The organism is Microbacterium trichothecenolyticum (assembly GCF_041938625.1).
Classification (GTDB): domain Bacteria; phylum Actinomycetota; class Actinomycetes; order Actinomycetales; family Microbacteriaceae; genus Microbacterium; species Microbacterium trichothecenolyticum_D.
Genome location: NZ_CP169427.1, coordinates 3,962,576 through 3,987,540 on the forward strand (window position 1 = coordinate 3,962,576; position 24,965 = coordinate 3,987,540).

Below are 24,965 nucleotides of genomic sequence, written 5' to 3' on the forward strand. Positions count from 1 at the left end.
GGGAAACACGAGCGGAAGGAGCTGCAGCGCCCGGAGACGAAACGCCGTCGGTGCTCCGCGCCGACGTCAGGCCGTCGTGACCTCCAGCTCCACCCGGACGGGCAGCGACCATGCCGACGGACCCGCGGCCACGACGTACGTGCCCGGCTGCACCCGCAGCGCGCCGGCGTGGAGCCAGTCATCGACCGCCCCGGGGAGGCGCACGGCGTCGTCCCACACGGCGAGGCGCGCGGGAGAGAAGGTCAGCTCGACGTCGCGGGTCTCCCCGGGCGCGAGCCGCACGCGGCGATATGCCACCAGAATGCGGCGCGGCGCGGGCAGCGCCAGATCCGCCCCCGGCAGCGCGTACAGCTGCACGAGCTCCTCGGCGGCGCGATCGCCGGTGTTGCGCACTCGCACCACCGCGGTCATCACGGACTCGTCGGCCCGCGGCGCGAAGCCGGCGTGCCGGTGGGTCGGCGCGGGCGCGGGGGTCGCAGCATCCGTCAGTGAAACCGACTCGTACGCGACCGAGGTGTAGGTAAGTCCGTGCCCGAACGCGAACGTCGGCTCGCCGGACTGGTGACGGTAGGTCGCACCCTGGCGGAGGGTGTCGTAGTCGAACAGGTCGCCGGCCTGCTCCTCGGTGGCGGGCCAGCTCTGCGAGAGGCGGCCCGACGGCTCGCGGTCGCCCGAGAGGACGTCGATCACGCCGTGCCCGAGCTCCTGCCCGCCGTGGCTCGACCAGACGACGGTCTCGGCCTCGACGCCCTCGAGCACGTACGGGTAGCTCGACACGATCGTGAGCACGGCGCGCGGATTCGCCTCGCGCGCGGCGCGCCACACCTCGGCCCACGCGGCGGGAAGGCGCAGGTGCGGACGGTCCTCGGTCTCGCGGCCGTTGAGGTGGGGGTCGTTGCCGACCGCGACGATGACCGCATCGGCACGCGCGGCCGCCTCGGCGACGGCCGCGGCGCCCGATCGCACCACGCGCACGCCGAAGCGCTCGGCCTTGTCGAGCGTGACGGCCTCGGCGGCGAGCAGCCCCGAATCGCGGAACACCCGCAGCCACCGCCCCGACCCGAGGTGCAGGAGCGACCACGTACCGTCGGCGTGGACGTGCGTGCGGAAGCTCTCCTGCACGACCCACTCGCCGACGCGGGTGGCGTCGGCGCGCATCGGCCACTTCGCGCCGGCGAGCAGCAGTCCGCTCGCACGGGAGCGGAGCGTCAGGATGCCGTCGCCCCAGTCCGTCACGTCGAACAGGGCGTCGTCGGCCGCGGCGTCGCCTGCCGCCTCGACCACCGAGCCGTCGGCGTTCGACACGACGTACCGGCCGTTGGACGACGCCCGGAGCGCGATCGTGTCGGCGCCCGTCGCGAGTTCGGCCACGTCGAAGCGCTCGGCGGCGCCCGCGCCGATCCCGACCGCGTACGGCGGGGTGCCGGCATACCAGTCCGTGAGCACGAGGTCGGCGAGCGGGCCGACGACCGCGACCCGTGACGCCCGGGAGAGCGGCAGTACTCCGGCGTCGTTCCGCAGCACGACGACCGAGCGCACCACCGCCTCCCGAGCGAGTTCACGGGCGCCGGGCGCGTCGATCGCGTCGACGCCGATCCCCGCGTACGGGTCGGCGTCGCCGTCGAACTCGCCCGTCCGGATGCGCAGCTCGAGCAGTCGCAGCACGGCCTGGTCGACGTCGCCCCTGGTGAGCAGGCCCTCGGCGAGCGCCTGCGTCACATAGCCGATGGTGGGCGCCGCGTTCGCGTCGTTGTCGGTGAACGAGTCGAGGCCGGAGGTCACGAGGGCTGCCGCGGCGTGCACGTGGTCGGGCTGGGTGCGCTGCGTGGTGACGAGGAACGTCGGGGCACCGGCATCCGACACCACCGCGATCGACTCGTCGGACCACGTCCGGGCCTCCGCGACGAGCTCGGGCTGCGTGTGCGCCGGGACGCCGTTCACCCTGTTGTACGCGAGCATCATGCCGCCCGCGACACCCTCTTCGACCGCCTGCCGGAAGGCGGGCAGCTCCTCCTCGTGGAGCGTCCGCAGCGACATCTCGGACGACGTCGTCGAGCGGTCGGTCTCGTTGTTGTACGCGAGGAAGTGCTTGAGCGCGGGCACGGTGCGCCACACGCGGGGGTGGTCGCCGCGGAGCCCGCGCGAGTACGCGGTACCGAACACCGCGGTCACGTGCGGGTCTTCGGAGTAGCCCTCCTCGTTGCGGCCCCATGCCGGGTGACGCAGCGTGTTGACGACCGGCGCCCAGACGTTCAGGCTTACCAGCGGGTTCTCGGCGTGCTTCGCGCGCACCTCGATCGCCGCGACCTCGCCGACCTTCCGGACGAGATCGGTGTCCCACGTCGCGGCGAGGCCGACCGGCTGCGGGAACACCGTCGCACGCCCGAGCCACGCCGCGCCGTGCAGCGCCTCGCAGCCCGTGTGCCACGCCGCCACACCGAGCCGCTCGACCGCGGGCGCGGCCTGGTGCAGCATCGCGATGCGCTCCTCGGGCGTCAGCCGGTCGAGGAGATCGCGGGCGCGCGCGGCGAGCGGCTGGTCGACCTGCCGGAACACGGGCGCGTGGTCCTCGGCGAGCGTCGTGGTCGCAGCATCCGTTGCCACGTCAGTCATCGTGCGGTCTCCTCTTCGAGCTCGATACGGATCTCTCCGGATGCTGCGGCCCGGGCGATCCGGTCGCCCACCTGCAGCGCCCACGGGGCGTGCGCGTCGTCCGTCGACGCGATGATCGCGGCGCCCTCGCGGCGCACGCGGAACGTGGTGGCGCCGACGCCGTCTATGGATCCCTTGGCGTCGTGCCCCGGGACCCTCGTCTCACGGTCGTATCCGTCGGGCAACTCGAAGCAGCGCAGGGTCACGCCGTCGGACCAGTCGTAGTCGGGGCGGCTGTCGTCCGCGCCGAACGGCAGCACGGTGCCGGGGCGCACACGCAACGGCACGGAGTCGTACCCGTGGGTCTCGGAGACCCACCGGCGGCCGTCTGTGACCGAGCCGTCGAGGAGCGAGGTCCACTCCCCCTCGGGCACGTAGTACTCCACGCTGCCGTCGGCGGTGAAGATCGGCGCCACGAGCAGCGCGTCGCCCAGCATGTACTGGGTGTCGGCGTCGAAGCCCGAGCGGTCGCCGGGGAACTCGAGGGCCATCGGGCGCATCATCGGCGTGCCGCAGCGATGCGCCTGCTCGGCCGCGCCCGCGAGGTACGGCATGAGCCGCATCTTGAGCTTCGTGAACGTGCGGGCGATGTCGACCGCCTCGTCGTCGAACGCCCACGGAACGCGCACCGACGACGAGCCGTGCAGCCGCGAGTGCGACGACAGCAGTCCGAAGGCGAGCCAGCGCTTGAAGAGGCCCGGGTCGGGCGTGCCCTCGAAGCCGCCGATGTCATGGCTCCAGTACCCGAAGCCCGACATCGCGAGCGACAGACCGCCGCGGAGAGACTCGGCCATCGACAGGAACGTCGAGTCGTTGTCGCCGCCCCAGTGCACAGGGAACTGCTGCGATCCCGCGGTCGCCGAACGGGCGAAGACGACCGCGTCGCCGACACCGTGGTGCCGCTCGAGCGCGCGGAACACGACCTCGTTGTAGAGCTTCGCGTAGTAGTTGTGCATGCGGTGCGGGTCGGACCCGTCGTGCCACACGACTCCTTCGACCGGGATCCGCTCGCCGAAGTCCGTCTTGAACGCGTCGACCCCCTGGTCGAGCAGGCCCTGCAGCTTCGCGACGTACCAGTCCGCGGCATCCGGGTTCGTGAAGTCCACGAGTCCCATGCCCGCCTGCCACATGTCCCACTGCCAGACGCTGCCGTCGGTGCGCGTGAGCAGGTAGCCGTTGTCGGCCGCCTCGCGGAACAGCGCCGAGCGCTGCGCGATGTAGGGGTTGATCCACAGCGAGACGTGCACGTCGCGCTCGTGCATGCGGGCGATCTGCCCCACCGGGTCGTGGAACGCGCGCGAGTCCCACTCGAAGTCGCTCCACTGGTACTCGCGCATCCAGAAGCAGTCGTAGTGGAACACCGACAGCGGGATGTCGCGCTCGGCCATGCCGTCGACGAACGCGCTGACGGTGTCTTCGTCGTAGCTGGCGGTGAAGGATGTCGTGAGCCACAGCCCGAACGACCACGCGGGCACCCGCGCCGGGCGGCCGGTGAGCGCGGTGTAGCGGCGCAGCACGTCCTTCGGCTCGGGGCCGGCGATGACGTAGTACTCGAGCGACTCGCCGCCGACCGAGAACTGCACGCGCGAGTTGACCTCGCTGCCGATCTCGAACGACACGTTCTCGGGGTGGTCGACGAACACGCCGTACCCGCGCGAGGTGAGGTAGAACGGCACGTTCTTGTACGCCTGCTCGCTGGACGTGCCGCCGTCGGCGTTCCACGTGTCGACGGTCTGGCCGTTCTTGACGAAGGCGCCGAACCGCTCGCCGAGCCCGTAGACGCGCTCGCCCGGCTCGATGCTCAGCTGCTGGTGCACCCACGTGGGCTTCGTGCCCCCGGCGGCCGTGCCGGCGGTCCCGGCCGTGCCCGCGGTCGCGGCGGTGCCGTTCTTGCCCGTCGTGTCGGTGAAGTGGCCGATCGACCGCGGCAGCGAGCTCGTGAGCACGCGCCCGTCGGCCTCGACGAAGTCGACGCGCCACTGCCCCGCCGCGCGCGCGACGCGCACCTTCAGCGGGCCGGCGTCGAGCACGCCTTCGATGTCATCGACGGTGATGGTGGGCCGGAACCCCTCCGCGCCGAAGATCTCGAAGTCCGGCCCGCGGTGCACGGCGCCCGCGTGACGCTCGACCCGCACCTTGACGACGCCCGGCGCGGGCGCCGAGAACGTCATCGTGAGCATCGCGCGGTTGAGGGTGTCGCCCCGGTCGCGGATCGCGGCGGTCGGTGCGTACACGGTCATCGTGCCCGCCGCCTCGTCGACGCGGATGTCGTCGACCTCGACCGCGTACAGCGGGGCGAGGCCGGGCCTGGTCAGCCAGTAGCCATCGGTGAACTTCACTCTGCGTGCCTTTCGATGAGCACCATGGCGGCGCCGGAGGCCAGCGTCAGCTGCCCCTCGACGTCCGCGTCCGACAGGAGATCGCGGCGCGGGCCGGGCAGTGTGATCCGCCGCTCCTGTTCGCCGTGGTTGAGGAGGAAGAGGGCTTCGCCGCGCTGGACCGCCTCGACGCCTTCCGGCAGCGCGCGGCCGGGCAGGACGCCGACGACATCGGCAGCGTCGAGGGCGTCGTCGAGCACCGCGGCGAGCGCGTCGTCCGAGACGACAGCGCCGAGGTACCACGCGGTGCCGTCGCCGACGCGGTGGCGGGTGATCGCGGGTGCGCCTTCCAGGTGGCCGGCACCGAACCGGGCGAGCACGTCGGCACCCTCGGCGCGAAGGCGCTCGCCGAGAACGGATGCCTCGACCTCGGCGGGAGCGGTCGTCCAGGTCGGCTCGACCGCGACGGGGGTCGGCGCGTCCGGCAGACCCACCCACTCCTCGCCGCTCACACCGAGCACGTCGCGCAGCAGCACCGGCGAGCGGCCGGTCAGGATGCCCGCGTTGACGTCCGCGACCCCCGAGAACGGCCCGACCACAAGACTCGCACCGCGCTCGACCGCCGTGCGGAGGGTGGCGGCAGCATCCGTTTCGATGATGTACGTGTGCGGCACGAGCACGGTGGCGTACGCCGACAGGTCGGTGCCCGGACGCACGAGGTCGACCGCGACGCCGCGGCGCCAGAGCGCGCGGTGCCAGCGCTGCACCTGCTCGAGCGTGTCGAGGCGCTGCGTCGGGCGGCCCGGCTCGTCGGCGGCCCAGCGCGACGGCCAGTCGAAGAGGAGGGCGACGGATGCCTCGACCCGCGCACCCACGACGGACCGCAATCTGCGCAGGTCGGCGCCGAGCACGCATGTGTTCTCGAACACCTCGGTGTCGGCGCCGGCGTGGGGCAGCATCGCGGAGTGGAAGCGCTCGGCACCGGTGCGCGCCTGACGCCACTGGAAGAAGCAGATCGCATCGGCTCCGCGGGCGACCGCCTGCAGCGAGTCGAGGCGCGCACGGTCGCGGCTCTTGGGCAGGTTGTGCGGGCGCCACGACGTCGCGCTCACTGCCTGCTCCATGAGCACCCACGGCCGCCCGCCGCCGAGCGAGCGCATGAGGTCCTGCACGAGCGCGGTGTCGGAGGACGACGTCGCGGTCGCGTGGTCGGGGTACTGGTCGTCGGCGACGACGTCGACGTCGGCGGCCCACTCCCACAGGTCGGTGAGCGGCTCGAAGCCCATGAAGTTGGTCGTGATCGGCTGAGTGGCGCCGGTCGCGCGGATCGCGTCGCGCTGCTCGGTGAACACCCGCTGCAGTGCCCACGACGTGTAGCGACGGAAGTCGAGCGATTGCGCGGGGTTGACGAGATAGGGCATGCGCCGCGGTGGCACGATCTCGTCGAAGTCGCGATACCGCTGGGCCCACACGAGCGCGCCCCACGCGTCGTTGAGCGCCTCGATCGTGCCGTATCTCCCGCGCAGCCAGAGCCGGAACTCGCGGGCGGCCTCGTCGCCGAAGTCGATCTGCCCGAACTCGTTGCCGACGTGCCACAGGCGCACGGCGGGGTGCGCGGCGTAGCGCACGGCGAGGGCGGTCGCGATCGCGACGGCGTGCTCGCGGTAGACGCGCGAGGCCGGCGTGAACTGGTTGCGCGACCCGGCCGCGAGGCGCACGCCGTCGGGGTTCACGGGCAGCGTCTCGGGATGCAGGATGCCGAGCCACGGCGGCGGCGACGCGGTCGGGGTGGCGAGGTCCACGGCGATGCCGTGCGCGTGCAGCAGGTCGAGCACCTCGTCGAGCCAGGCGAAGTCGAACTGCCCCGGCGACGGCTCGAGGCGCGCCCAGCTGAACACCCCGACCGTCACGAGGTTGACGCCGGCGCGCACCATGAGGTCGGCATCCTCCTGCCAGAGATCGCGGGGCCACTGCTCGGGGTTGTAGTCACCGCCGAAGCAGATGCCGAGGTCGCGGGTGATCTCGGAGAACCCGTCGATGCGGCGCGGGTCGGGCGTGGTGGCCATGAAGCGGGGAACCTCTTCGCTGAGTTTCGATCGGACGTTGGCGGGATTGTCGGCGAGAAGGGCGTCGAACTTTCGAAGCGCTTCAACACTGAGAAGGTATACTACGACTGTGACGATGTCCACGCGCCGCGATGATGCGGCCCCGCAGGTCCTTTCCGAAGGCCTCCACGTCCTGCGCGCCTCCACGCCCGCCGCGCGGTGGCTCGAGGCGTACCCGGTCGGCAACGGCGTGCGGGGTGCGATGTGCGCGGGGCTCACCGGCGGCGAGCGACTGTGGTTGAACGACATCACGGCCTGGTCGGGCCACGCCGGCGCCGACCCGCTGGAGGGGGTCACCGCCCGCGGGCCGCAGACGCTCGACGCCGTGCGTGCCGCAATCGACGCCGGCGACCTCGACACCGCCGAAGCGCTGCTGCGGCGCATGCAGACCCCGTGGGCGCAGGCGTACCTGCCGCTCGGGTGGATCGACCTGGCGGTGGAGACGGATGCTGGGGGCCTTGGTTCGCTGCCGGGTCCGGGGCGTTTCGACGCGGTCGCTGGCGCTCCCTCGCTCAACGAGCGGGGGGCCGGCTTTGAACCGGTCGTTGAGCGAGCGAGGAACGAGCGCGTCGAAACGCCTCGGGTCTACGGGCGGCGCCTCGACCTCACGACCGGCGTCGCGACGCACGCGTACGCCGTCGGCGACGTGGACGTGCGGCACCGCACCTGGGCGGATCTGGTGACGGGCGCGCTCATGCACGAGGTCACGGCGAGCGAGCCCGTCCGCGTGCGCCTCGAGATCGGGTCGCTCCTGCGCCCGCGCTCGGCGCCGCGATCGGCGGGCGGGGACCTCGCCACCGAGTGGTGGCTCCCGGTCGACGTCGCGCCCGGTCACGAGAGCCCCGCCGAGCCCATCCGGTACGACGAGCGAACCGGCCGGCACGGCGCGATCGTCGTCCAGGCCCGCGGCGCCTCCGAGGTCGTCGACGGGGTTCTCGTCGGTGCGCCCGCGACGACGCACCTGTTCGCGATCGCGACCGCCACCGCGCCTGCGCTTCCCGGCGACCCGGCCGATGCCCGCGACGCGGAGGGACACGCCGCGGCGGTGCTGCGCGGCATCCGCGGCTCCGTCGATGTGCACGCGACCGCGGCCGAGCTCCTCGCCGCCCATGAGGCCGCGCACGGCGAACTCTACGGGCGCTGCACACTCGACCTGGCGAGGCCTGACGACACGACGGCGCTCGACACCGTCGACCGCGTCGCCCGGGCGCAGGAGCGCGACGACCCCGGCCTCGCCGCGCTCGCGTTCCACTACGGGCGGTACCTGATGATCGCGTCGTCCCAGCCGGGCGGACTGCCGATCACGCTCCAGGGACTGTGGAACGCCGAGCTTCCCGGCCCCTGGTCGAGCTCGTACACCCTCAACATCAACACGCAGATGGCGTACTGGCCGGCCGAGATCACGAACCTCGCGGAGTGCCACGAGCCCTTGCTGCGGTTCACGCGGCGGCTCTCTCAGACCTCCGGCCCGGTCGTCGCCCGCGAGCTCTACGGCGCCGACGGCTTCGTGGCGCACCACAACTCCGATGCGTGGGCGTACGCCGCGCCCGTCGGCGCCGGCCACGGCGACCCGGCGTGGGCGACCTGGCCGCTCGGCGGCGTATGGCTCGCGCTGCACCTCTGGGAGCACTACTCGTACGGCGGCGACCGGACGTTCCTGCGCGAAGAGGCGTGGCCGGTGCTGCGCTCGGCGGCGGCCTTCGCGCTGTCGTGGATCCAGACCGACGGCGAGCGCGCGTGGACGAGCCCGTCGACGTCGCCCGAGAACCACTACCTCGATGCCGACGGCCGCGAGCGCGGCGTCGCGGTGTCGTCGACGATGGACATCGCGCTGCTGCGCGAGCTCGCTGCGGTGTGCCGCGGCGCCGCGACGGTGCTGGACCACGACGAACCCTGGGTCGCCGAGCTCAGCGAGCTCACGGATGCCCTCCCCGACCCGCAGGTGTCGGCACGCGGCGACCTGCTCGAGTGGGATCGCGAGCGCGTCGAGGCGGAGCCCCTCCATCGGCATCTCTCGCACCTCGTCGGCCTCTTCCCGTTCGCGCAGATCACGCCGGACGCGACCCCCGGCCTCGCGCGCGCGGCATCCGAGTCCATCCGCCTGCGCGGACCCGAGTCGACCGGCTGGGCGCTCGCGTGGCGTGCCGCGATGCAGGCGCGCCTGGGCGACGGGCCGGCCGTGCACGCGCAACTGCGGATGGCGCTGCGCCCCGCCGACGGAGGCCCCCATGCCCACCGCGGCGGCCTCTACCCCAACCTCTTCAGCGCCCACCCCCCGTACCAGATCGACGGCAACCTGGGCGTGACCGCGGCCATCGCCGAGGCCCTCGTCCAGTCGTTCGACGAGCACTCACGCCCGGTCACTTCCGGGTTTGGGGCGCAGAACCTCCGTTGGGGCGCAGAATCTCCGCCCCAACGGAGGAATGACGCCCCAAACCTCGCCGACGAGGCGACGGCGGCCGTCACGCTGCGACTGCTGCCGGCGCTGCCGCCGCAATGGCCCGATGGTCGGGTGCGCGGCATCCGTTCCCGGGGAGATGTGTCGGTCGACCTGGAATGGTCCGGCGGAGAACTCGTGGCGGCGCGGCTTCGCGCGGGCGCGCGAGCGGTGACAATGAATGTGCACGGGCCGGACGGTTCCCTCGGGACCTTCGAGCTCGCACCCGGAACCACACGGGTGATCGAACGAGGAGAGCGGGGGACCTCATGGTGACGATCGCGGATGTCGCGCAGAAGGCGGGCGTGTCGATCTCGACGGTGTCGTACGTCATGAGCGGCAAGCGGGCCATCTCGCAGGAGACGCGCGACCGCGTCGAGAAGGCGATCGACAGCCTCGGCTTCAGCCCGCACGCGGGGGCGCGGTCGCTGGCTTCCCGCTCGACGAACGTCATCGGCCTGCAGGCGCCGCTGCGCACCGGCGTCGACGTGCACGTCGTGATGCAGATCGTCACCGGCGTCGTCACCCAGGCGCGCAAGCACGGGTACGACATCCTGCTGCTCGCGAGCGACGACTCCAAGGCGCTGCAGCGCGCGGCGAAGGGCTCGATGGTCGACGCGCTTCTGGTCATGGACGTCGAGTCCGACGACCCGCGCATCGACACCCTGTCGGGCCTGGGGCATCCGAGCGTGCTCATCGGGCTCCCCGAGGGGCGTCGCTCCGTCCCGTGCGTCGACTTCGACTTCGAGGCCGCCGGATGGCTCGCCGTCGACCGGCTCGTCGCGCTCGGGCACAAGCGCATCGCGCTCATCGGCTCGCCGCCCGAGGTCATGTCGCGCCACACGTCGTACGCCGACCGGCTCGCACGCGGCTTCCTCGCGGCGTGCGACGCGAACGGCGTGACAGGCACCGTGCATGCGTGCCCGAGCTCGGCCGAGTCCATCGCCACGGTCGACGGCGTGATGACGGAGGACCCGAGCATCACGGGCTTCTTCGTGCACAACGAGGGCGCCCTCCCCCACGTCGCGGCCACGATCGGGCAACGCGGCCGCCGGCGCGGGGACGAGCCCGCCATCGTGGCGCTGTGCCCGGACGACGTGGCGCGCTCGGTGCCGGGTCTCGCCGACAGCATCGCGGTGCCCGCCGAGGCGATCGGCGCGGCGGCGACCGACATGATCTGCGAGATCCTGGCGAGCGGCGCGAAGCCCGCGGTGCGCCTGCTGCCGCCGGCGCTGACCGGCGCGTCCACGACCCCCTGACCGCGGCATGAGGATCGACCCCGACAGCCGCGCCCTCGGCGGCTTCTCGACGTTCCTGACGTTCGTCGGGCTCAACCTGCTGTACATCCTCGTGTGCCTGCCGATCGTCACGATCGGCGCCGCGACGAGCGCGCTGTACGAGGTGACGATCCGCTACTCCGACGACGAGAGCGGACGCCCCCTCAAGGACTTCTTCCCGGCGTTCCGCGCGAACTTCGGCCGCGCGACGGTGCTGATGCTGTGCCTGCTCGTGCCCGCCGTGCTGCTCGGGTTCTCGAGCGTGTTCTGGTTCTCGTACCCTGCGCTGTTCGCGGGCGTGGCCGGGGTCGTCGCGGTGATCGGCGCGGTCTACCTCTTCGCCGCGTTCCTCTACGCGATGGCTCAGGTCGCGTACCTCACGGGACCCGTGCGCCAGACGCTGAAGAATTCGATGCTCCTCCCGGCCGCGGAGCCCGTACGCACGTTGGGAGTGCTGGTCATCCCGGTGACGGCGGTCGCCTTGACGATCCTGTTCCCGCCGGTCGCGATCCTCGTGGGGACGATCGGCTTCTCCGTCGGCGCCTACGCCACCGCGTTCCTCTTCCGCAGCGTCTTCGCCCGCCACGAGGCCTGACTGCTCAATCACCTGTGGGCCGCGCAGAGCGACGCGGTCTTGCGCCGTGGTTGGCGCCCACCACTTGCCATAGCCTCAATGAACTTCCGACGCACACGTCCGACCGTGACGCCCACGGCCGATGAACTTCCGACGCACACGTCCAACCACCACGCCCACGGCCGATGAACTTCCGACGCACACGTGCCGGCGCTGAGCGCGACACCTTGACTCGCCGCGCCGGCGCTATCGAAACGTGTGAGTCGGAAGTTCATCGACCCCAGCGGAGGTTCCTGCCCGTGCGCGACGCCGGGGCCGCAGCATCCGTAAAAAGTCGAAGGGCTCGGGATGCTGGATCCCGAGCCCTTCGCTTCACACGGTGTGGGTTAGCCTGTGAACTCCTCTGCCACGGCTTCGCGCGCGTCGTTCTGCGACTTCGCGTTGGTCATGTCGAAGTCGAGGACCTTCTCGTAGCCGAGGCCGTTGGCGGTCTCGATGAGCTCGTCGCGCAGCGACTCGAACTGGGCCTCGTTCTCGGCGAAGACCATCTGCCACGAGAACTGCTTGATGATCTCCTTGACCTGGTTGCGCAGGGTCTCGATCTCGGAGTCATCGGCCGGCGCCGCGTAGCTCGCGCCCGGCGCGACGAGCACCTGGTCGTTGGTCTGCAGGTACTCCATGGTCGAGGTCGCGCCGCCCATCTTCTCCGACCAGTCCACGGTCAGCGGGTTGGCGATCGACGCCTGGTAGGTCGGCCAGAACGTGTAGCTGTACGGCAGGCCCGTCTCGGGGTCGGTGTCGATCGGAAGCACCGCGCTGAGGTTCAGCGCGGACACGCCGTCGGCGTACTCGCCGCCGCCCCACTCCTCGGGAACGGTCGCACCGCCCTGCAGGAAGACCTCGTTGCCGAACTCGGTGAGCTCGGGCTCGCCCGCGTCGTTGACGTCCCACGTGAGACCCTTCGGGCCCGCGGACGCTCCGGTCTGGCTGCTGTTGGCGTACGCGCCCTCGGGCGAGTAGAGCCAGTCGATGAACGCGGCGATGCGCTCGGGGTCCTCAGCCTTCGACCCGATCGCGAACACCTGCTTGCCGCCGTACGCCTCGGCGCCGTACGAGAAGATGTTCTGGTCCGCCAGCGGCACCATCTCGAAGCCCTTGCCGGCGGCCATGTTCTCCTCGGTGTTGAAGGCGGACTGGCCCAGCCACGGCCACCACGAGAAGAGCACCTGGCCGTTCTGGAACTTCGAGAAGAGCGTGTCGTAGTTCTGCGTCGTCGACTCGGGGTCGACGAGGCCGAGCTGGTTGGCGTCGAAGTAGAGCTTCAGATTGCGGATGTACTCGCCGTCGGGGTCGAGGATCGACTGGTAGTCCGAGCCGTCGGCCTTGGCGAGCACGAATCCGATCTCGTCGTAGCCGTAGAAGCAGGCGGGCTGCTTGGCCGTGACCATCATGTTGCCGTCCCAGTCCTTGAAGAGCGAGAAGGCGTAGGTGGGCTGGCCGTTGTCGGCGGTCGGGTGCGCGGCCTGCATGTCGGCGAGCACCGGAAGAAGGTCCTCGAGGGTGCCGATCTCGGGGTAGCCGGCCTCCTTGTAGTAGTCCCAGCGCAGGTACGGGCCGAAGGTCGGGTTGAGGCCCTCCGACGGCTCGGTGGGCTTGAGCGAGGAGACGGCCGACGGGAAGCCGTAGACGCCGTCCTTGCCGTCGTTGAGGTGCTCGACCGCGGCGTCGAACTTCGCGAGGTTGTCCATCGCGCCGTAGTAGTCCGCCGAGTCCTTGACCAGGCCGCCCTCGATGAGCTCGTCGAGCTTCTCGCCCTTGTCGGTGATGATCAGGTCGCCGAGGTCGCCGGCCGCGACGCGCGTGTTGTAGAGGGTGTCACCGCCGCCCGCGACGTTCGGGGCGATGATGTTCAGCTTCATGTTGAACTTGTCTTCGACGATCTTGGCGAACCAGCCCTGCTGGACGCCCATGTAGTTCGCGAGACCATCGAACACATCGATCGTGATCTCCTCGTCCCACTTCTCGGGGAACTGGTCGATCGCGCCCTGGTCGTCTCCGCCGCCCGCGCTGCAGGAGGCGAGCGAGCCCGCGGCGAGCAGTGCCACGAGAGCCAGGGACACCTTCTTTCGAAGCGTCATTGCTTTCCTTTCTTGGTGGTTCTCTTGGTGGTCCGTGGCCGCCGTCAACCCTTGACGGCGCCCAGCATGATGCCCTTCACGAAGAAGCGCTGGAACAGGGGATAGATGAAGATGATCGGCAGCACGACGAGCACCGAGACGGTCATGCGTATCGAGGTGGGCGTCTGCTCGGTGGCGAGCCCGGCGATCTGGCCGATGTTGCCGCCGGCATTCTGCGCTGCCTGAGCGAGGCTCGATGCCTGGTTGATGAACATGTAGAGCAGGTACTGCAGCGTGTACAGGCTCTGGTCCGTGATGTAGATCAGGGTGTCCTGGAAGCTGTTCCACTGCGTCACCGCGCTGAAGATCGCGATCGTCGCGAGGATCGGCGTCATGTTCGGCAGGTACACCCTGAAGAAGACCTGCAGGATGTTGGCGCCGTCCACCTCGGCCGCCTCCTGCAGCTCCTTCGGCATCGACTCGACGTAGGTCTTCGCGAGGATGACGTTGAACGGCTGCACCACGAACGGGAGCACGTACACCCAGAAGTTGTTGGTGAGACCCAGCGTCTTCATGATGATGAACACCGGGATCAGGCCCGCGCTGAAGTACATCGTGATGATGAGGAAGCGGTACCAGAACTTGCGGCCCCACATGCGGGTCTGCGTGAACATGAACCCGAGGAACGCGGAGGCCAGCACCGTCAGGGCGGTGCCGATGACCGTGCGGCCGACGCTGACGACGGTCGCCATCGGCAGGCCCGGCAGCTGGAAGACCTGGGCGTAGTTCGACAGGTGGAACCCGACCGGCCACAGCCGCACGTCGCCGAGCGCCGAGATGTCGTTGGCGCTGACCGAGTTGATGATCAGGTAGTAGAAGGGGTACGCGCAGATCAGGGCGAACAGGAGGAACAGCGCATAGTTCGCGAGGCGGAACACCGCATCGCCGACCGTTCCGCGGTAGCGCGCCGAGGTGTCGCCCTTCTTCGTCGTGGTGAGCGTCTTCGTCATCGTCGTGGTCATGACCGGCCTCTCAGACGATCGATTCGCCGCGGACGCGCTTGGAGACCGCGTTGACGGTGAGCAGCAGGGCGACCGAGATCAGGCTCTTGAGCATGCCGATCGCCGTGGCCATCGACAGGCTGTTCCCTGTCATGCCGATGTTGTAGACGTACAGGTCGAGCACCTGGATCCACTGCTTGTTGAACGCGTTCTGGAACACGTAGTACTGCTCCATGCCGTTGTTGAGGATGTTCGCGATCGACAGCAGCAGGAGGACGAGATAGGTCGGCATCAGCTGCGGGATCGTGATGTAACGCATCAGCTGGAACCGGCCGGCGCCGTCGATGCGCGCCGACTCGTACAGCGACTGGTCGATGCCCGCGATCGCGGCGAGGTAGATGATCGCGCCCCAGCCGAGCCCCTTCCAGATGCTCCAGAGCGTCATGGTGATCCAGACGTTCTGGTCGGTGTCGAGGAATTTGATCGGCGCCGTGATGAGCCCGGCGTCGGTGAGCACGTCGTTGACGAGACCCGAGCTCGAGAACAGCGAGAACGCGATCATGTAGACCAGCACCCACGAGATGAAGTTCGGGAGGGCCGTGAGCGTCTGCACCGAGTTGCGGAACCAGGGCGCCTTGATCTCGTTGAGGAGGATCGCGAAGAACAGCGGCAGGACGGATGTCGCGATCCCGAGGAAGCTGATCGCGAGCGTGTTCAGCAGCACCTGGCCGATCTGCGCCATCTGCGTGGGCGAGGAGACCAGCATCTGGAACCACTGCAGGCCGACGAACTCGCTGCCCTCCAGGCCGAGCGCCGGCTTGTAGTCGTACAGCGAGTAGATCCAGCCGTACAGCGGGAGGTACGAGAACAGGAACGCCAGGACCAGGAACGGCACGATGCAGAGGAACAGCGTGAACGACGTCCGGCTGCCCGCGGGACGCAGCCGCCGACCGCGCTGCTTCTTGACGTTCTGGTCGAGGTTGTGGACGGCCGCCTCCTGGAAAACGACCTGCGACTGCGCCTGAGTGGTCATCGGTGCGTGCCCTGGTTCGTGGCATCCGCCGAGGCCGGGTGAGCATGCCGTTCCATGTCACTCCTTCGTGTACGTGGCTGCCGCTCTGTCGAGGGGCGGGATCCGAGGTTCGTCCGTCGAACCGCTTCGATTTCGAACCGCTTCGATTGAAGAGTAGGCGGGCGCAGACGATTCGTCAAATGTCTTCTCGTCACGCGGGGGTAACGATCCGGCGGAGTCTGTGAGACTCTGCCACGATTCGGAAAGCGCCTACCATGGTCGGATCGGACGCGCGGGGGCGTCCGCCCGGACCCGCTCCGGGTGAGCAGGACAGGACGAACGACATGAAGCGAGTCGGCATCCGCGATGTCGCCGAGCGCGCAGGCGTCTCCATCAGCACCGTGTCGAACGCCCTCAACCGCCCGCACATGGTCAGCGAGCGACTCGTCGACCGCGTGCGCTCCGCGGCCGACCAGCTCGGCTACGTGCCGCTCCAGGCCGCGCAGCAGCTGCGGGCCGGACGCTCCGGCCTGCTGGGCATGACGGTGATCAACATCGCGAACCCCTTCTTCGCCGACATGGTCGCCGGCGCCGAGGACGCCGCCTCCGCCGCGGGGCTGCGTGTGCTGGTCGGCAACTCGAGCGACGACGTCGCCAAGGAGCGTGACCACCTCGAGCTGTTCGAGCGCGTGCAGGTCGAGGGGGCGCTGGTCAGCCCGTTCGGCCCCCTCGAACCCTGGCTGCACCGACTGCGAGGCCGCGGCATCCCGGTCGTCCTCGTCGACGCGATCGACGACTCCGGTGAGCTGCCCTCGGTGTCGTTCGACGACGTCGCGGGCGGCCGGCTCGCCGCCGAGCACCTGCTCGCCGCCGGGCGGCAGCGGCTCGCATTCGTGGGCGCTCGCGCGGAGGTGCGCCAGGTGCGCGAACGCCTGCAGGGCGCCCGGCTCGCCGTCGCCGCCCACCCCGGCGCGACGCTCGAGCCGATCTGGACCGAGCGCACGACGTCGGAGCTCGGCGTCGCGTTCGCCGAACAGCTCGCCGCCCGCTCCCCCGCCGATCGCCCGGACGGGATCGTCACCTCCAACGACCACCTCGCCATCGGACTGGTGCACGGACTCATCTCGCGGGGAGTGCGGGTTCCCGAGGACGTGGGCGTCGTCGGCTACGACGACATCGAGTTCGCCGCGATCGCCGGAGTGCCGCTCACCTCCGTGCGCCAGCCGGCCCGCGAGATGGGCCGCACCGCAGCGGAGACGCTGCTCGCCCGGATCAGCGGCACGGCGGGCGCCGACCTCGGAAGTGTGGTCTATCGGCCCGAACTGATCGTTCGCGCCAGTACCATGTCGGCATGACGCAGAAAGCGTTTACCGGACCCATCCGCATCATCTCGATCGCGCAGAACCCGCGCCCCGGCCGCTCGGTGCTGAAGCTGCTCGCCCGCCGGCCCGGCCGCATGACGCTGGCGGTCCTCGCGTTCGCCTGCAAGGAGATCCCGCTGTGGTTCCTGCCCGTCGTCACGGCACGGATCATCGACATCGTCGCGACCGGCGGCGAGGTCTCGACGGTGCTCATCTGGTTCTCGGTGGCGGCAGTGCTGCTCGTCCAGAACTACCCGATGCACATCGTCTACACGCGCAACTTCATGACGGTCGTGCGCGACACCGGCGCCGACCTCCGCAACGCACTCGCGGCGCGCCTGCAGAGCCTCTCGATCGGCTACCACACGCGGGTGAGCTCCTCGATCGTGCAGACCAAGGTCGTACGCGACGTCGAGAACATCGAGCTCATGCTCCAGCAGGTGACCCATCCGCTGCTGTCGGCCACCATGGTCATGATCGGTGCCATCTCGATGACCGCGATCGCGGTGCCGCAGTTCCTGCCGGTCTACGCGCTCGCGATCCCGATCGCCATCGGCATCCGCTACGGACTGCGCAACCGGTCGCGCGAACGCAACGAGGTGTTCCGCCGCGAGGTCGAGACCCTGTCCGCGCGCGTCGGGGAGATGGCCTCGCTCATCCCCGTCACGCGCGCGCACGGCCTCGAGCGGACGGCCGTCACCCGCGTCGCCTCCGGCGCCGACGGCGTGCGCCGCGCGGGCCTGCACCTCGACATGCTGAACGGCCATGTGGCGTCGATCTCGTGGGTCGCGATGCAGCTTCTGGGAGTGGGATGCCTCGTGCTCGCGGCGATCTTCTCGCTCACCGGTTTCCTCCCCATCACCCCGGGCGAGGTCGTGCTGCTGTCGACCTACTTCACGCTCTTGACCGGCGGCCTGACGCAGCTGCTGATGCTGATCCCGGTCGGCGCGCGCGGCCTGGAGTCGATGCGGTCGATCTCGGAGGTGCTGCAGGAGCCCGACCTCGAGCAGAACGAGGGCAAGCGCGCCGTCGCGCACGTCGGCGGACACCTCGAGCTGGAGCACGTGTCGCACCGCTACGACGAGGCGGAGCGGGATGCCGTGCACGACATCTCGCTGGACATCACGCCCGGCGAGACCGTGGCCTTCGTGGGCTCATCGGGCTCGGGAAAGTCGACGATGCTCAACCTCGTGCTCGGCTTCGTGCGCCCGACCTCGGGCCGCATCCTGCTCGACGGCGTCGATATGCAGGCCCTCGATCTGCGCACCGTGCGCCAGTCGGTCTCGGTCGTGCCGCAGGAGTCGGTGCTCTTCGAAGGGACGATCCGCGAGAACATCGCGTACGGCCTCGACGACGTGTCGGACGATCGCCTGCACGCGGCCCTGCGCGACGCGAACGCCGCCGAGTTCGTCGACCGGCTCCCCGACGGATGGGACACGGTGGTCGGCGAGCGCGGCGCACGCCTCTCCGGCGGCCAGCGCCAGCGCCTCGCGATTGCGCGGGCGCTGGTGCGCGACCCCCGCATCCTGCTGCTCGACGAGGCGACCTCGGCCCTCGACCCCGAGTCGGAGGAGCTCGTCAAAGAGGCGCTCAACCGACTCATGAAGGGCCGCACGACTCTCGTCGTCGCCCACCGTCTGTCGACGATCCGCCAGGCCGACCGCATCGTGGTGCTCGAGCACGGCGAGGTCGTCGAGGTCGGCGGGCACGATGCCCTCGTCGCCGCCGAGGGCCGCTACGCCCACCTGCACGCGACGCAGGCCGGCCTCCCCCGTTAGGCGAGCCAGAGAGCGGGATAGCGCTTTCCGCTTCAAGCACCTACCATGGAGGAGCGGGTGGGGCGGGGCCGCAGCATCCGTTCGCGATCCACCCGAAGGAGCAACCGTGACCGACACCCTCCGCTGCGCCATCGTGGGCACGGGAGCGATCGCCCACGCGCACGCGAAAGCCATCGCGGCCTACCCGCACGCCGAGCTGGTCGCGGTCACCGACCTCAGCCGGGCGTCGGCCGAGGCCTTCGCCGAGACGTACCGCGCGCCGGCCGTGTACGACGATCTCGATGCGCTCCTCGCCGCCGAGCACCCTGACGTCGTCCACATCTGCACTCCCCCGGGCGCGCACACCGCACAGACGCTCGCGGCGTTCGCGGCCGGCGCGCATGTCGTGGTCGAGAAGCCCCCGGCACCGTCGCTCGATGAGCTGCAGGAGATGACGGATGCTGCGGCCGCCGCGGGCCGGCAGCTCGCCGTCGTCTTCCAGCAGCGCACCGGCACCGCCCCCGCTCACGTGAAGCGCCTGCTCGACTCCGGCGCGCTCGGTCGGCCGCTCGTCGCCCAGTGCCAGACGCTCTGGTACCGAGACGCCGCGTACTTCGCCGTGCCGTGGCGCGGCCGGTGGGAGACCGAGGGCGGAGGCACGACGCTCGGCCACGCCATCCACCAGCTCGACCTGCTGGCGTTCCTGCTCGGCGACTGGACGCGGGTCGAGGGACGGCTCTGGCGCCTCGACCGCGAGACGAGCACCGAGGACGTCTCGACCGCGACGGTGGTGTTCGAGGGCGGCGTCGTCGCACAGGTCGTCTCGAGCACGCTGTCGCCGCGCGAGACGAGCTCGATCCGCATCGACACCGAGAAGGCGACGGTCACCGTCGACCACCTGTACGGCCACGGTCACGAGAACTGGCGCATCACCCCGGCGCCGTTCGTCGACGCCGACGAGGCCGCGACCTGGGAACTGACCGGCCCCGAGGAGCGCAGCGACCACGCGTACCTGCTGCGCGACGTGTTCGACGCCCTCCGCTCGGGCGCGCCCCTGCCGCCCACGGCCGAAGCACCGGCGCGTTCGCTCGAGCTGGTCGCGGCGATCTACGCGTCGGCCGACGCCGACGGCGCGGTCGTGAAGCCCGCCGACCTCGCGGCGCACCCGACGCACCGCCGGAGCTTCGCGAGCGCCGTCATCGACCTGCGGCCGGCCCGCTGACCGTCGGTCATCCAGATCGGGTGGCACGGCTCGGTCGTCACCCGCGATGAGGCCCGGCTGTACTTCTTCCGGCACCCCTGGTGTGGGACGGCAGCGAACTCGCCGACGTCGACGAGCGCAGCCACCGGCGCAGCCCGCGCACGTCGCGCGCCCGCGCGTGGTCGACGGTGACCTCGTCGCCGAGCGCTGATCCGCGGCATCCGTCCCACGCCCCTCCGCTCACCCCCGTCAACAGGTCAACCGGGGTTCCGCATGAGAGGAGCGAGTGGGGTGCCCCAGCGATGGTGGAGTCTGGTCCTGTGGAGGAGATGAACTCAGGGAGTAAGGATCCCCGGGCTGGTGGGCGCCATCAGTACACGCCGGCCGAGCGGGCCGAGGCGGTGCGGATCGTTCGGTCGTCGAAGGGGCGCACGATCTTGGAGATCGCCGCGGAGTTGGGCATCAATGACAAGACGTTGAACCAGTGGGTCGTGCAGGCGCGCAACGCGGACATCGATCCGGAGGGCTCGATGACGGATGCCGCGAAGCGGCGGATCCGGGCGCTGGAGAACCAGGTCGCGCAGTTGGAGAAGGATCTCGAGTTCGAGAAAAAAGCGCGGGCCTTCACCCAGGCGATCTCACTGCGTCGGAGAAATTCGAAGTGATCGATGGGTTGAAGGCAGACTTCGGGATCAAGTACCTGTGCGGCAAGCTCGGTGTGTCCGAGTCCGGATATCACGCCCGTCAGAGCCGGCCGCTGTCGGCGCGGGAATCGCGGCGGTGGCAGACGACCTCGCGAGTGCTGGGTGCGTTCGTGCAGTCCGGCCGCGCGGATGGGCACCGCAAGATCGCCGCGACACTGCGCGCCGACGGCTACAGCGTCAACGACAAGACCGTGCTCGCGGTGATGCGGGATCTGGGCGTGATGGCTCCCGCGGCCCGGGCCGCGTATCGGAAGGCGGCCGCGCGTGCCCGACGCACACCGGACCCCGCCGACCTGGTGCAGCGCCGCTTCAACGACACGATCCGGCCCGGGACGGTGCTGGTGGGCGACATCACATACGTCGCCACCGCGGAGGGCTGGTTGTATCTGGCGACCGTCATCGACCTGGCCACCCGCATGGTGATCGGCTGGGCAACCGGGAAACGACAGACCGCGGAGCTGGTCGTCGCCGCCATGAAACGTGCCCAGGCGACCGGTCACGTCCAGCCCGGTGCGATCTTCCACTCCGACCACGGCACCCAGTACCGCTCCAAACGGTTCGCCCGCTTCTGCACCCGTCACGGCATCCGCCGCTCGATGGGTGAGAACTTCGAATGCTGGGACAACGCGGTCGCGGAATCGTTCTTCTCGAAGATCAAGAACGAACGACTCCGCTGGCTGCAGCTGACCACCCGCCGCCACGCGACCCGAGAGATCGCGGACTACATCGAACACTTCAACACCACACGCCGGCACCAGACCCTCGGCTACGCCACCCCCGCCGAGACCATGACCCGACTCACAACCCGACCCGCTGCAATCGCAGCCTGAAACGAAAGGAGCAGGGACCGACTCCACGACACGCGGAGCGCCCTAGAGCGAATCTCTCCTGCAGAAGGCCGGTTGACCTGTGGGAAGCGGGGGGGCCGGCCCCGTAGCTGACTGGGACCGCGCACAGTCGCAGCCGCCGCTCGTTACTGAATCGTTCTAATTTCTCGGGACGATGTCTTGCGAAACGTTTTTTGAGCGAGTACGGTAGCGGGCAAGCGCTTTCCAGCATCGCAAGATCAGCACCACGAGCGCCCGACACCGCACATACAGACGAGGAACGTCTCGCGCGGACGAGAGAACGCAGACGTTCACAAGGAGGACAAGGATGTTCAGCAAGAAGCGGGCATTCGCCGCAGCCGCGTTCGCGGCCGGCGCCGCCCTGGTGCTCGCCGGCTGCGCCGGCGGCAGCGACGAGACCCCGGACGCCGCGCCCACGTTCGACCCGAACGAAGAGGTCACGCTCGACCTCGCGTTCTGGGGCAACGATGTGCGCGCCGAGCTCTACAACGAGGCCATCGCGGCGTTCAACGAGGAGTACCCGAACATCACGGTGAACGCGACGTTCCTCGCGTTCCCGGAGTTCTGGGAGAAGCGCCAGACCGAGGCTGCCGGCGGCAACCTTCCCGACGTCATGCAGTTCGACTACTCGTACCTGCGGCAGTACTCCGAGAACGGCCTTCTGCTTCCCCTCGACCCGTACCTCGGCAACATCATCGAGACCGACCCGCTGCCCGAGAACATCCTCAGCATCGGCGTCGTCGGCGACGAGACCACCGGCATTCCGACCTCGACCAACGCGTGGGGCCTGTTCACCAACCCGGTTCTGCTCGAGCAGGCCGGCGTGGAGGAGTTCGCCGGAGGCAGCTGGGAGGACTACGCCGAGTGGATGGGTGAGGTCACCGACGGCGCCGGCGGCGCGTTCTGGGGTGGCGGCGACTACACCGGCCGCATCCAGAACTTCGAGCTGCAGCTGCGCTCGGAGGGCTCGTACCTGTTCAGCGAGGACGGCGAGCCCGGCTTCGACGAGGAGCGCCTCACCGAGTTCTGGGAGTCCGGCCAGGACATCCGCGACGGCATCGGCATCCCGCAGCAGCGTGTCGAGGAGGTCGCCCCGAAGGGCGCCTTCGACAGCGCGCTCACCGCGAGCGAGCTCACGTGGGACAACTTCGGCGCCGGCTACCTCGCCGGTCTCGGCGAGGGCTACACCGAGCTCGGCCTCATCGCTCCGCCGGTGACGGAGGAGGGCGCGAAGGACCTGTACCTCAAGCCGTCGATGCTGCACACGATCTCGGCCAACACCGAGCACCCCGAGGCTGCGGCCACCCTCGTCAACTTCCTCGTGAACTCGCCGCAGTCGGGTGAGATCTTCGGCACCAACCGCGGCCTGCCCGCGTCGGAGACCGCCCTCGAGGCGGCCGAGCTCGACCCGCTGAGCGAGCAGGTCAAGGAGTACGAGGCGTCGATCGCCGACCGCCTCGGCGACGCCCCGCCCGTGCCGATCGTCGGCTACGGCACCCTGGAGGAGAAGTTCCGCCAGCTCGGCACCGAGCTCAACTTCGGCACCGTCACGGTGGAAGAAGCGGTCTCGCAGTTCTTCTCCGAGATGGACGTCGTCCTCAACCAGTGAAAGCTTCCGGGTCCGGGCGTACGATGCGCCCGGGCCCGGAAAACCACTCCTCCACAACCCGTATCGGAGAGTCTCGTGAGCACCACAGCGACCAGAGTCATCGTGACCGGTGAGAAGTCCTCACGCCGGTCCCTGTTCCGCCGGAGCAGCCCTGAGCACGTGAATCGGCCGGGTCAGCGCCAGCGTGTCGTCAAGGAGACGCTGGCCGGGTACGGGTTCCTCGTCCCGTGGCTGATCGGGTTCTTCGGGCTCACCCTGATCCCGATGGCGTACTCGCTGTACCTGTCGTTCACGCGATACAACATCTTCGCGCCGCCGAAGTGGATCGGCTTCGACAACTACATCCGGATGTTCACGAACGACCCCGCGTTCGTGCAGTCCGCACAGATCACCCTGATCTACGTCCTGGTCGGCACCCCGATCACGCTGGCCGCCGCGCTCGGCGTGGCGATGCTGCTGAACTACCGCGACAAAGGTGCCGGGTTCTTCCGCTCCGCGTTCTACGCCCCGTCCCTCATCGGCGGCTCCGTCAGCGTCGCGATCGTGTGGCGGGCCATGTTCGCCAGTGACGGCCCCGTCGACAACGCGCTCTCCGCGATCGGCATCGACCTGGGCGGCTGGATCGGCAACCCCGCACTGGTGCTGCCCGCGATGATCCTCCTCGCGATCTGGATGTTCGGCGCCACGATGGTGATCTTCCTCGCCGGCCTCAAGCAGATCCCCAAGGAGCTCTACGAGGCGGCCGAGATGGACGGCGCCGGACCCTGGCACCGGTTCCGCGCCGTCACCCTGCCGATGCTCTCGCCGGTGATCTTCTTCAACCTGCTGCTCGGCCTGATCGGCGCCTTCCAGGTGTTCGCGTCCGCGTACATCATCTCCAACGGCACCGGCGGCCCCGCCGGGATGACGAACTTCATCACGCTGTACCTCTATAAGCGCGGCTTCAGTGACGGCCAGATGGGCTACGCCGCCGCCATCGCGTGGGTCCTGCTGATCGTCGTCGCGATCATCGCCTTCATCCTCTTCCGCACCCAGCGCTCCTGGGTCCACTACGCCGGAGACAACCGATGAGCACCACCAGCTTCGGCGAACCTGCCATCGCCACCCTCGAGAACCAGCTCGACGCCACCCCGCAGCAGCCGCGCCGCAAGGTGAAGCGCTCCACCTGGCAGACCCTCATCTGGTTCGTCGTGCTGATCGTCATCACGGCGGTCGTGCTCTACCCGCTGGTGTGGCTGCTGTTCTCCACCTTCAAGCCCAACAGCGAGTTCGGCTCGAACATGGGTCTGCTGCCGAACAACCCCACGCTGGACAACTACGCGAAGGTGATGGAGGGCATCGCCGGCGTCCCGATGTGGCGGTTCTTCCTGAACAGCTTCATCATCGCCGTCGGCTCCGTGATCGGCGTGCTGCTGTCGTCGTCGCTGGCCGCCTACGCCTTCGCCCGCATCCAGTTCAAGGGCCTCGGCATCCTCTTCGCCGCGATGATCGGCACGCTGCTGCTGCCGTTCCACGTCGTGATCATCCCGCAGTACATCATCTTCCAGCGCCTCGACATGATCGACACGTTCTGGCCGCTGCTGCTGCCGAAGTTCCTCGCCACCGAGGCGTTCTTCGTGTTCCTGCTGGTGCAGTTCATCCGCCAGATGCCGCGCGACATGGACGAGGCCGCCCGCATCGACGGCGCCGGACACGTCCGCATCTTCTGGTCGATCATCCTGCCGCTGATCAAGCCCGCCCTGATCACCTGCTCGATCTTCGCGTTCATCTGGGCCTGGAACGACTTCCTCGGACCCCTGCTCTACCTCACCAGCCCCGAGAACTACCCGCTGCCCATCGCGCTGCGTCTCTACAACGACCAGACCAGTGTGAGCGACTACGGCGCCACCGTCACCGCCTCCTTCATCGCCCTCCTCCCCGTGCTCCTGTTCTTCCTGGTGTTCCAGCGCTTCCTCGTCGACGGCGTCGCCACGCAGGGGCTCAAGGGATAGG

The 24,965-nt window shown here is 69.6% G+C and carries 17 protein-coding genes; 11 read left to right on the plus strand and 6 right to left on the minus strand.

From position 1 onward, the window contains the following. Positions 1 to 66: 66 nt before the first annotated feature. Genes ACEYYH_RS18480 through ACEYYH_RS18490 form a run of 3 tightly spaced genes read right to left on the minus strand, consistent with a single transcriptional unit; the run spans position 67 to position 7,036 of the window. Positions 67 to 2,613: a glycoside hydrolase family 3 C-terminal domain-containing protein gene (locus tag ACEYYH_RS18480; protein ID WP_374975759.1), complete on the minus strand. Its 2,547-nt coding sequence runs from the start codon at positions 2,611 to 2,613 to the stop codon at positions 67 to 69. Then, on the minus strand, positions 2,610 to 4,991 hold the full coding sequence (gene yicI, locus ACEYYH_RS18485; protein ID WP_374975760.1) for an alpha-xylosidase: 2,382 nt from the start codon (positions 4,989 to 4,991) through the stop codon (positions 2,610 to 2,612). The genes ACEYYH_RS18480 and yicI overlap by 4 nt, the downstream gene beginning before the upstream one ends. Next, a complete protein-coding gene (locus ACEYYH_RS18490; protein WP_374975761.1) occupies positions 4,988 to 7,036 on the minus strand; it encodes a beta-galactosidase in 2,049 nt (682 codons plus the stop codon). Before ACEYYH_RS18490 ends, yicI begins: the two co-directional genes overlap by 4 nt. A 115-nt stretch (positions 7,037 to 7,151) precedes the next feature. On the opposite strand from ACEYYH_RS18490, the gene ACEYYH_RS18495 reads away from it, so the two are divergent. From ACEYYH_RS18495 to ACEYYH_RS18505, 3 genes are read left to right on the plus strand one after another with little or no spacing between them, the layout of a single operon-like run. Beyond that, the gene (locus ACEYYH_RS18495; protein ID WP_374978258.1) at positions 7,152 to 9,788 is read left to right on the plus strand and encodes a glycoside hydrolase N-terminal domain-containing protein; all 2,637 of its coding nucleotides are present in this window, start codon (positions 7,152 to 7,154) and stop codon (positions 9,786 to 9,788) included. Beyond that, complete coding sequence (locus ACEYYH_RS18500) at positions 9,782 to 10,771, plus strand: LacI family DNA-binding transcriptional regulator (RefSeq protein ID WP_374975762.1); 990 nt, start codon at positions 9,782 to 9,784, stop codon at positions 10,769 to 10,771. The genes ACEYYH_RS18495 and ACEYYH_RS18500 overlap by 7 nt, the downstream gene beginning before the upstream one ends. A 7-nt stretch (positions 10,772 to 10,778) precedes the next feature. Next, positions 10,779 to 11,384, plus strand: coding sequence for a YesL family protein (locus ACEYYH_RS18505; protein ID WP_374975763.1), 606 nt, complete (start codon positions 10,779 to 10,781; stop codon positions 11,382 to 11,384). Positions 11,385 to 11,749: 365 nt separating this feature from the next. Here ACEYYH_RS18505 and ACEYYH_RS18510 read toward each other — a convergent pair whose 3' ends face one another. Genes ACEYYH_RS18510 through ACEYYH_RS18520 form a run of 3 tightly spaced genes read right to left on the minus strand, consistent with a single transcriptional unit; the run spans position 11,750 to position 15,514 of the window. After that, complete coding sequence (locus ACEYYH_RS18510) at positions 11,750 to 13,501, minus strand: ABC transporter substrate-binding protein (RefSeq protein ID WP_374975764.1); 1,752 nt, start codon at positions 13,499 to 13,501, stop codon at positions 11,750 to 11,752. Positions 13,502 to 13,545: 44 nt separating this feature from the next. Continuing rightward, on the minus strand, positions 13,546 to 14,502 hold the full coding sequence (locus ACEYYH_RS18515; protein ID WP_374975765.1) for a carbohydrate ABC transporter permease: 957 nt from the start codon (positions 14,500 to 14,502) through the stop codon (positions 13,546 to 13,548). 10 nt (positions 14,503 to 14,512) lie between these two features. Next, positions 14,513 to 15,514 carry an ABC transporter permease gene (locus ACEYYH_RS18520; protein WP_374975766.1) on the minus strand — a complete coding sequence of 334 codons (1,002 nt, stop codon included), beginning with the start codon at positions 15,512 to 15,514 and terminating at the stop codon, positions 14,513 to 14,515. 323 nt (positions 15,515 to 15,837) lie between these two features. Between ACEYYH_RS18520 and ACEYYH_RS18525 the strand changes: the two genes are divergently transcribed. The 8 genes from ACEYYH_RS18525 (at position 15,838) to ACEYYH_RS18560 (ending at position 24,964) form a co-directional block, all read left to right on the plus strand. Then, positions 15,838 to 16,848 (plus strand): LacI family DNA-binding transcriptional regulator, encoded by a 1,011-nt coding sequence (locus tag ACEYYH_RS18525; protein WP_374975767.1) that lies wholly within the window; start codon positions 15,838 to 15,840, stop codon positions 16,846 to 16,848. Beyond that, positions 16,845 to 18,632: an ABC transporter ATP-binding protein gene (locus tag ACEYYH_RS18530; protein ID WP_374975768.1), complete on the plus strand. Its 1,788-nt coding sequence runs from the start codon at positions 16,845 to 16,847 to the stop codon at positions 18,630 to 18,632. Before ACEYYH_RS18525 ends, ACEYYH_RS18530 begins: the two co-directional genes overlap by 4 nt. A gap of 106 nt (positions 18,633 to 18,738) precedes the next feature. Next, positions 18,739 to 19,833, plus strand: coding sequence for a Gfo/Idh/MocA family protein (locus ACEYYH_RS18535; protein WP_374975769.1), 1,095 nt, complete (start codon positions 18,739 to 18,741; stop codon positions 19,831 to 19,833). A gap of 308 nt (positions 19,834 to 20,141) precedes the next feature. Next, entirely contained in the window at positions 20,142 to 20,477 is a 336-nt protein-coding gene (locus ACEYYH_RS18540) for a transposase (RefSeq protein WP_374978152.1), read from the plus strand. Continuing rightward, positions 20,474 to 21,346: an IS3 family transposase gene (locus ACEYYH_RS18545; protein WP_374975770.1), complete on the plus strand. Its 873-nt coding sequence runs from the start codon at positions 20,474 to 20,476 to the stop codon at positions 21,344 to 21,346. The genes ACEYYH_RS18540 and ACEYYH_RS18545 overlap by 4 nt, the downstream gene beginning before the upstream one ends. A 325-nt stretch (positions 21,347 to 21,671) precedes the next feature. Further along, positions 21,672 to 22,973 carry an ABC transporter substrate-binding protein gene (locus ACEYYH_RS18550; protein WP_374975771.1) on the plus strand — a complete coding sequence of 434 codons (1,302 nt, stop codon included), beginning with the start codon at positions 21,672 to 21,674 and terminating at the stop codon, positions 22,971 to 22,973. A 75-nt stretch (positions 22,974 to 23,048) separates the two neighbouring features. Beyond that, positions 23,049 to 24,044: a carbohydrate ABC transporter permease gene (locus ACEYYH_RS18555; protein ID WP_374975772.1), complete on the plus strand. Its 996-nt coding sequence runs from the start codon at positions 23,049 to 23,051 to the stop codon at positions 24,042 to 24,044. Continuing rightward, positions 24,041 to 24,964 carry a carbohydrate ABC transporter permease gene (locus tag ACEYYH_RS18560; protein WP_374975773.1) on the plus strand — a complete coding sequence of 308 codons (924 nt, stop codon included), beginning with the start codon at positions 24,041 to 24,043 and terminating at the stop codon, positions 24,962 to 24,964. Before ACEYYH_RS18555 ends, ACEYYH_RS18560 begins: the two co-directional genes overlap by 4 nt. The last annotated feature ends 1 nt before the right edge of the window (position 24,965 follow it).

Bases quoted from the DNA above. Each gene is read 5' to 3' on its own strand.
- ACEYYH_RS18500 (WP_374975762.1), top strand. From the start codon at position 9,782: ATGGTGACGATCGCGGATGTCGCGCAGAAGGCGGGCGTGTCGATCTCG.
- ACEYYH_RS18560 (WP_374975773.1), top strand. From the start codon at position 24,041: ATGAGCACCACCAGCTTCGGCGAACCTGCCATCGCCACCCTCGAGAAC.
- ACEYYH_RS18505 (WP_374975763.1), top strand. From the start codon at position 10,779: ATGAGGATCGACCCCGACAGCCGCGCCCTCGGCGGCTTCTCGACGTTC.
- ACEYYH_RS18525 (WP_374975767.1), top strand. From the start codon at position 15,838: ATGAAGCGAGTCGGCATCCGCGATGTCGCCGAGCGCGCAGGCGTCTCC.
- ACEYYH_RS18530 (WP_374975768.1), top strand. From the start codon at position 16,845: ATGACGCAGAAAGCGTTTACCGGACCCATCCGCATCATCTCGATCGCG.
- ACEYYH_RS18515 (WP_374975765.1), bottom strand. From the start codon at position 14,502: ATGACCACGACGATGACGAAGACGCTCACCACGACGAAGAAGGGCGAC.
- ACEYYH_RS18490 (WP_374975761.1), bottom strand. From the start codon at position 7,036: ATGGCCACCACGCCCGACCCGCGCCGCATCGACGGGTTCTCCGAGATC.
- ACEYYH_RS18520 (WP_374975766.1), bottom strand. From the start codon at position 15,514: ATGACCACTCAGGCGCAGTCGCAGGTCGTTTTCCAGGAGGCGGCCGTC.
- ACEYYH_RS18540 (WP_374978152.1), top strand. From the start codon at position 20,142: ATGAACTCAGGGAGTAAGGATCCCCGGGCTGGTGGGCGCCATCAGTAC.
- ACEYYH_RS18495 (WP_374978258.1), top strand. From the start codon at position 7,152: ATGTCCACGCGCCGCGATGATGCGGCCCCGCAGGTCCTTTCCGAAGGC.
- ACEYYH_RS18510 (WP_374975764.1), bottom strand. From the start codon at position 13,501: ATGACGCTTCGAAAGAAGGTGTCCCTGGCTCTCGTGGCACTGCTCGCC.
- ACEYYH_RS18480 (WP_374975759.1), bottom strand. From the start codon at position 2,613: ATGACTGACGTGGCAACGGATGCTGCGACCACGACGCTCGCCGAGGAC.
- ACEYYH_RS18550 (WP_374975771.1), top strand. From the start codon at position 21,672: ATGTTCAGCAAGAAGCGGGCATTCGCCGCAGCCGCGTTCGCGGCCGGC.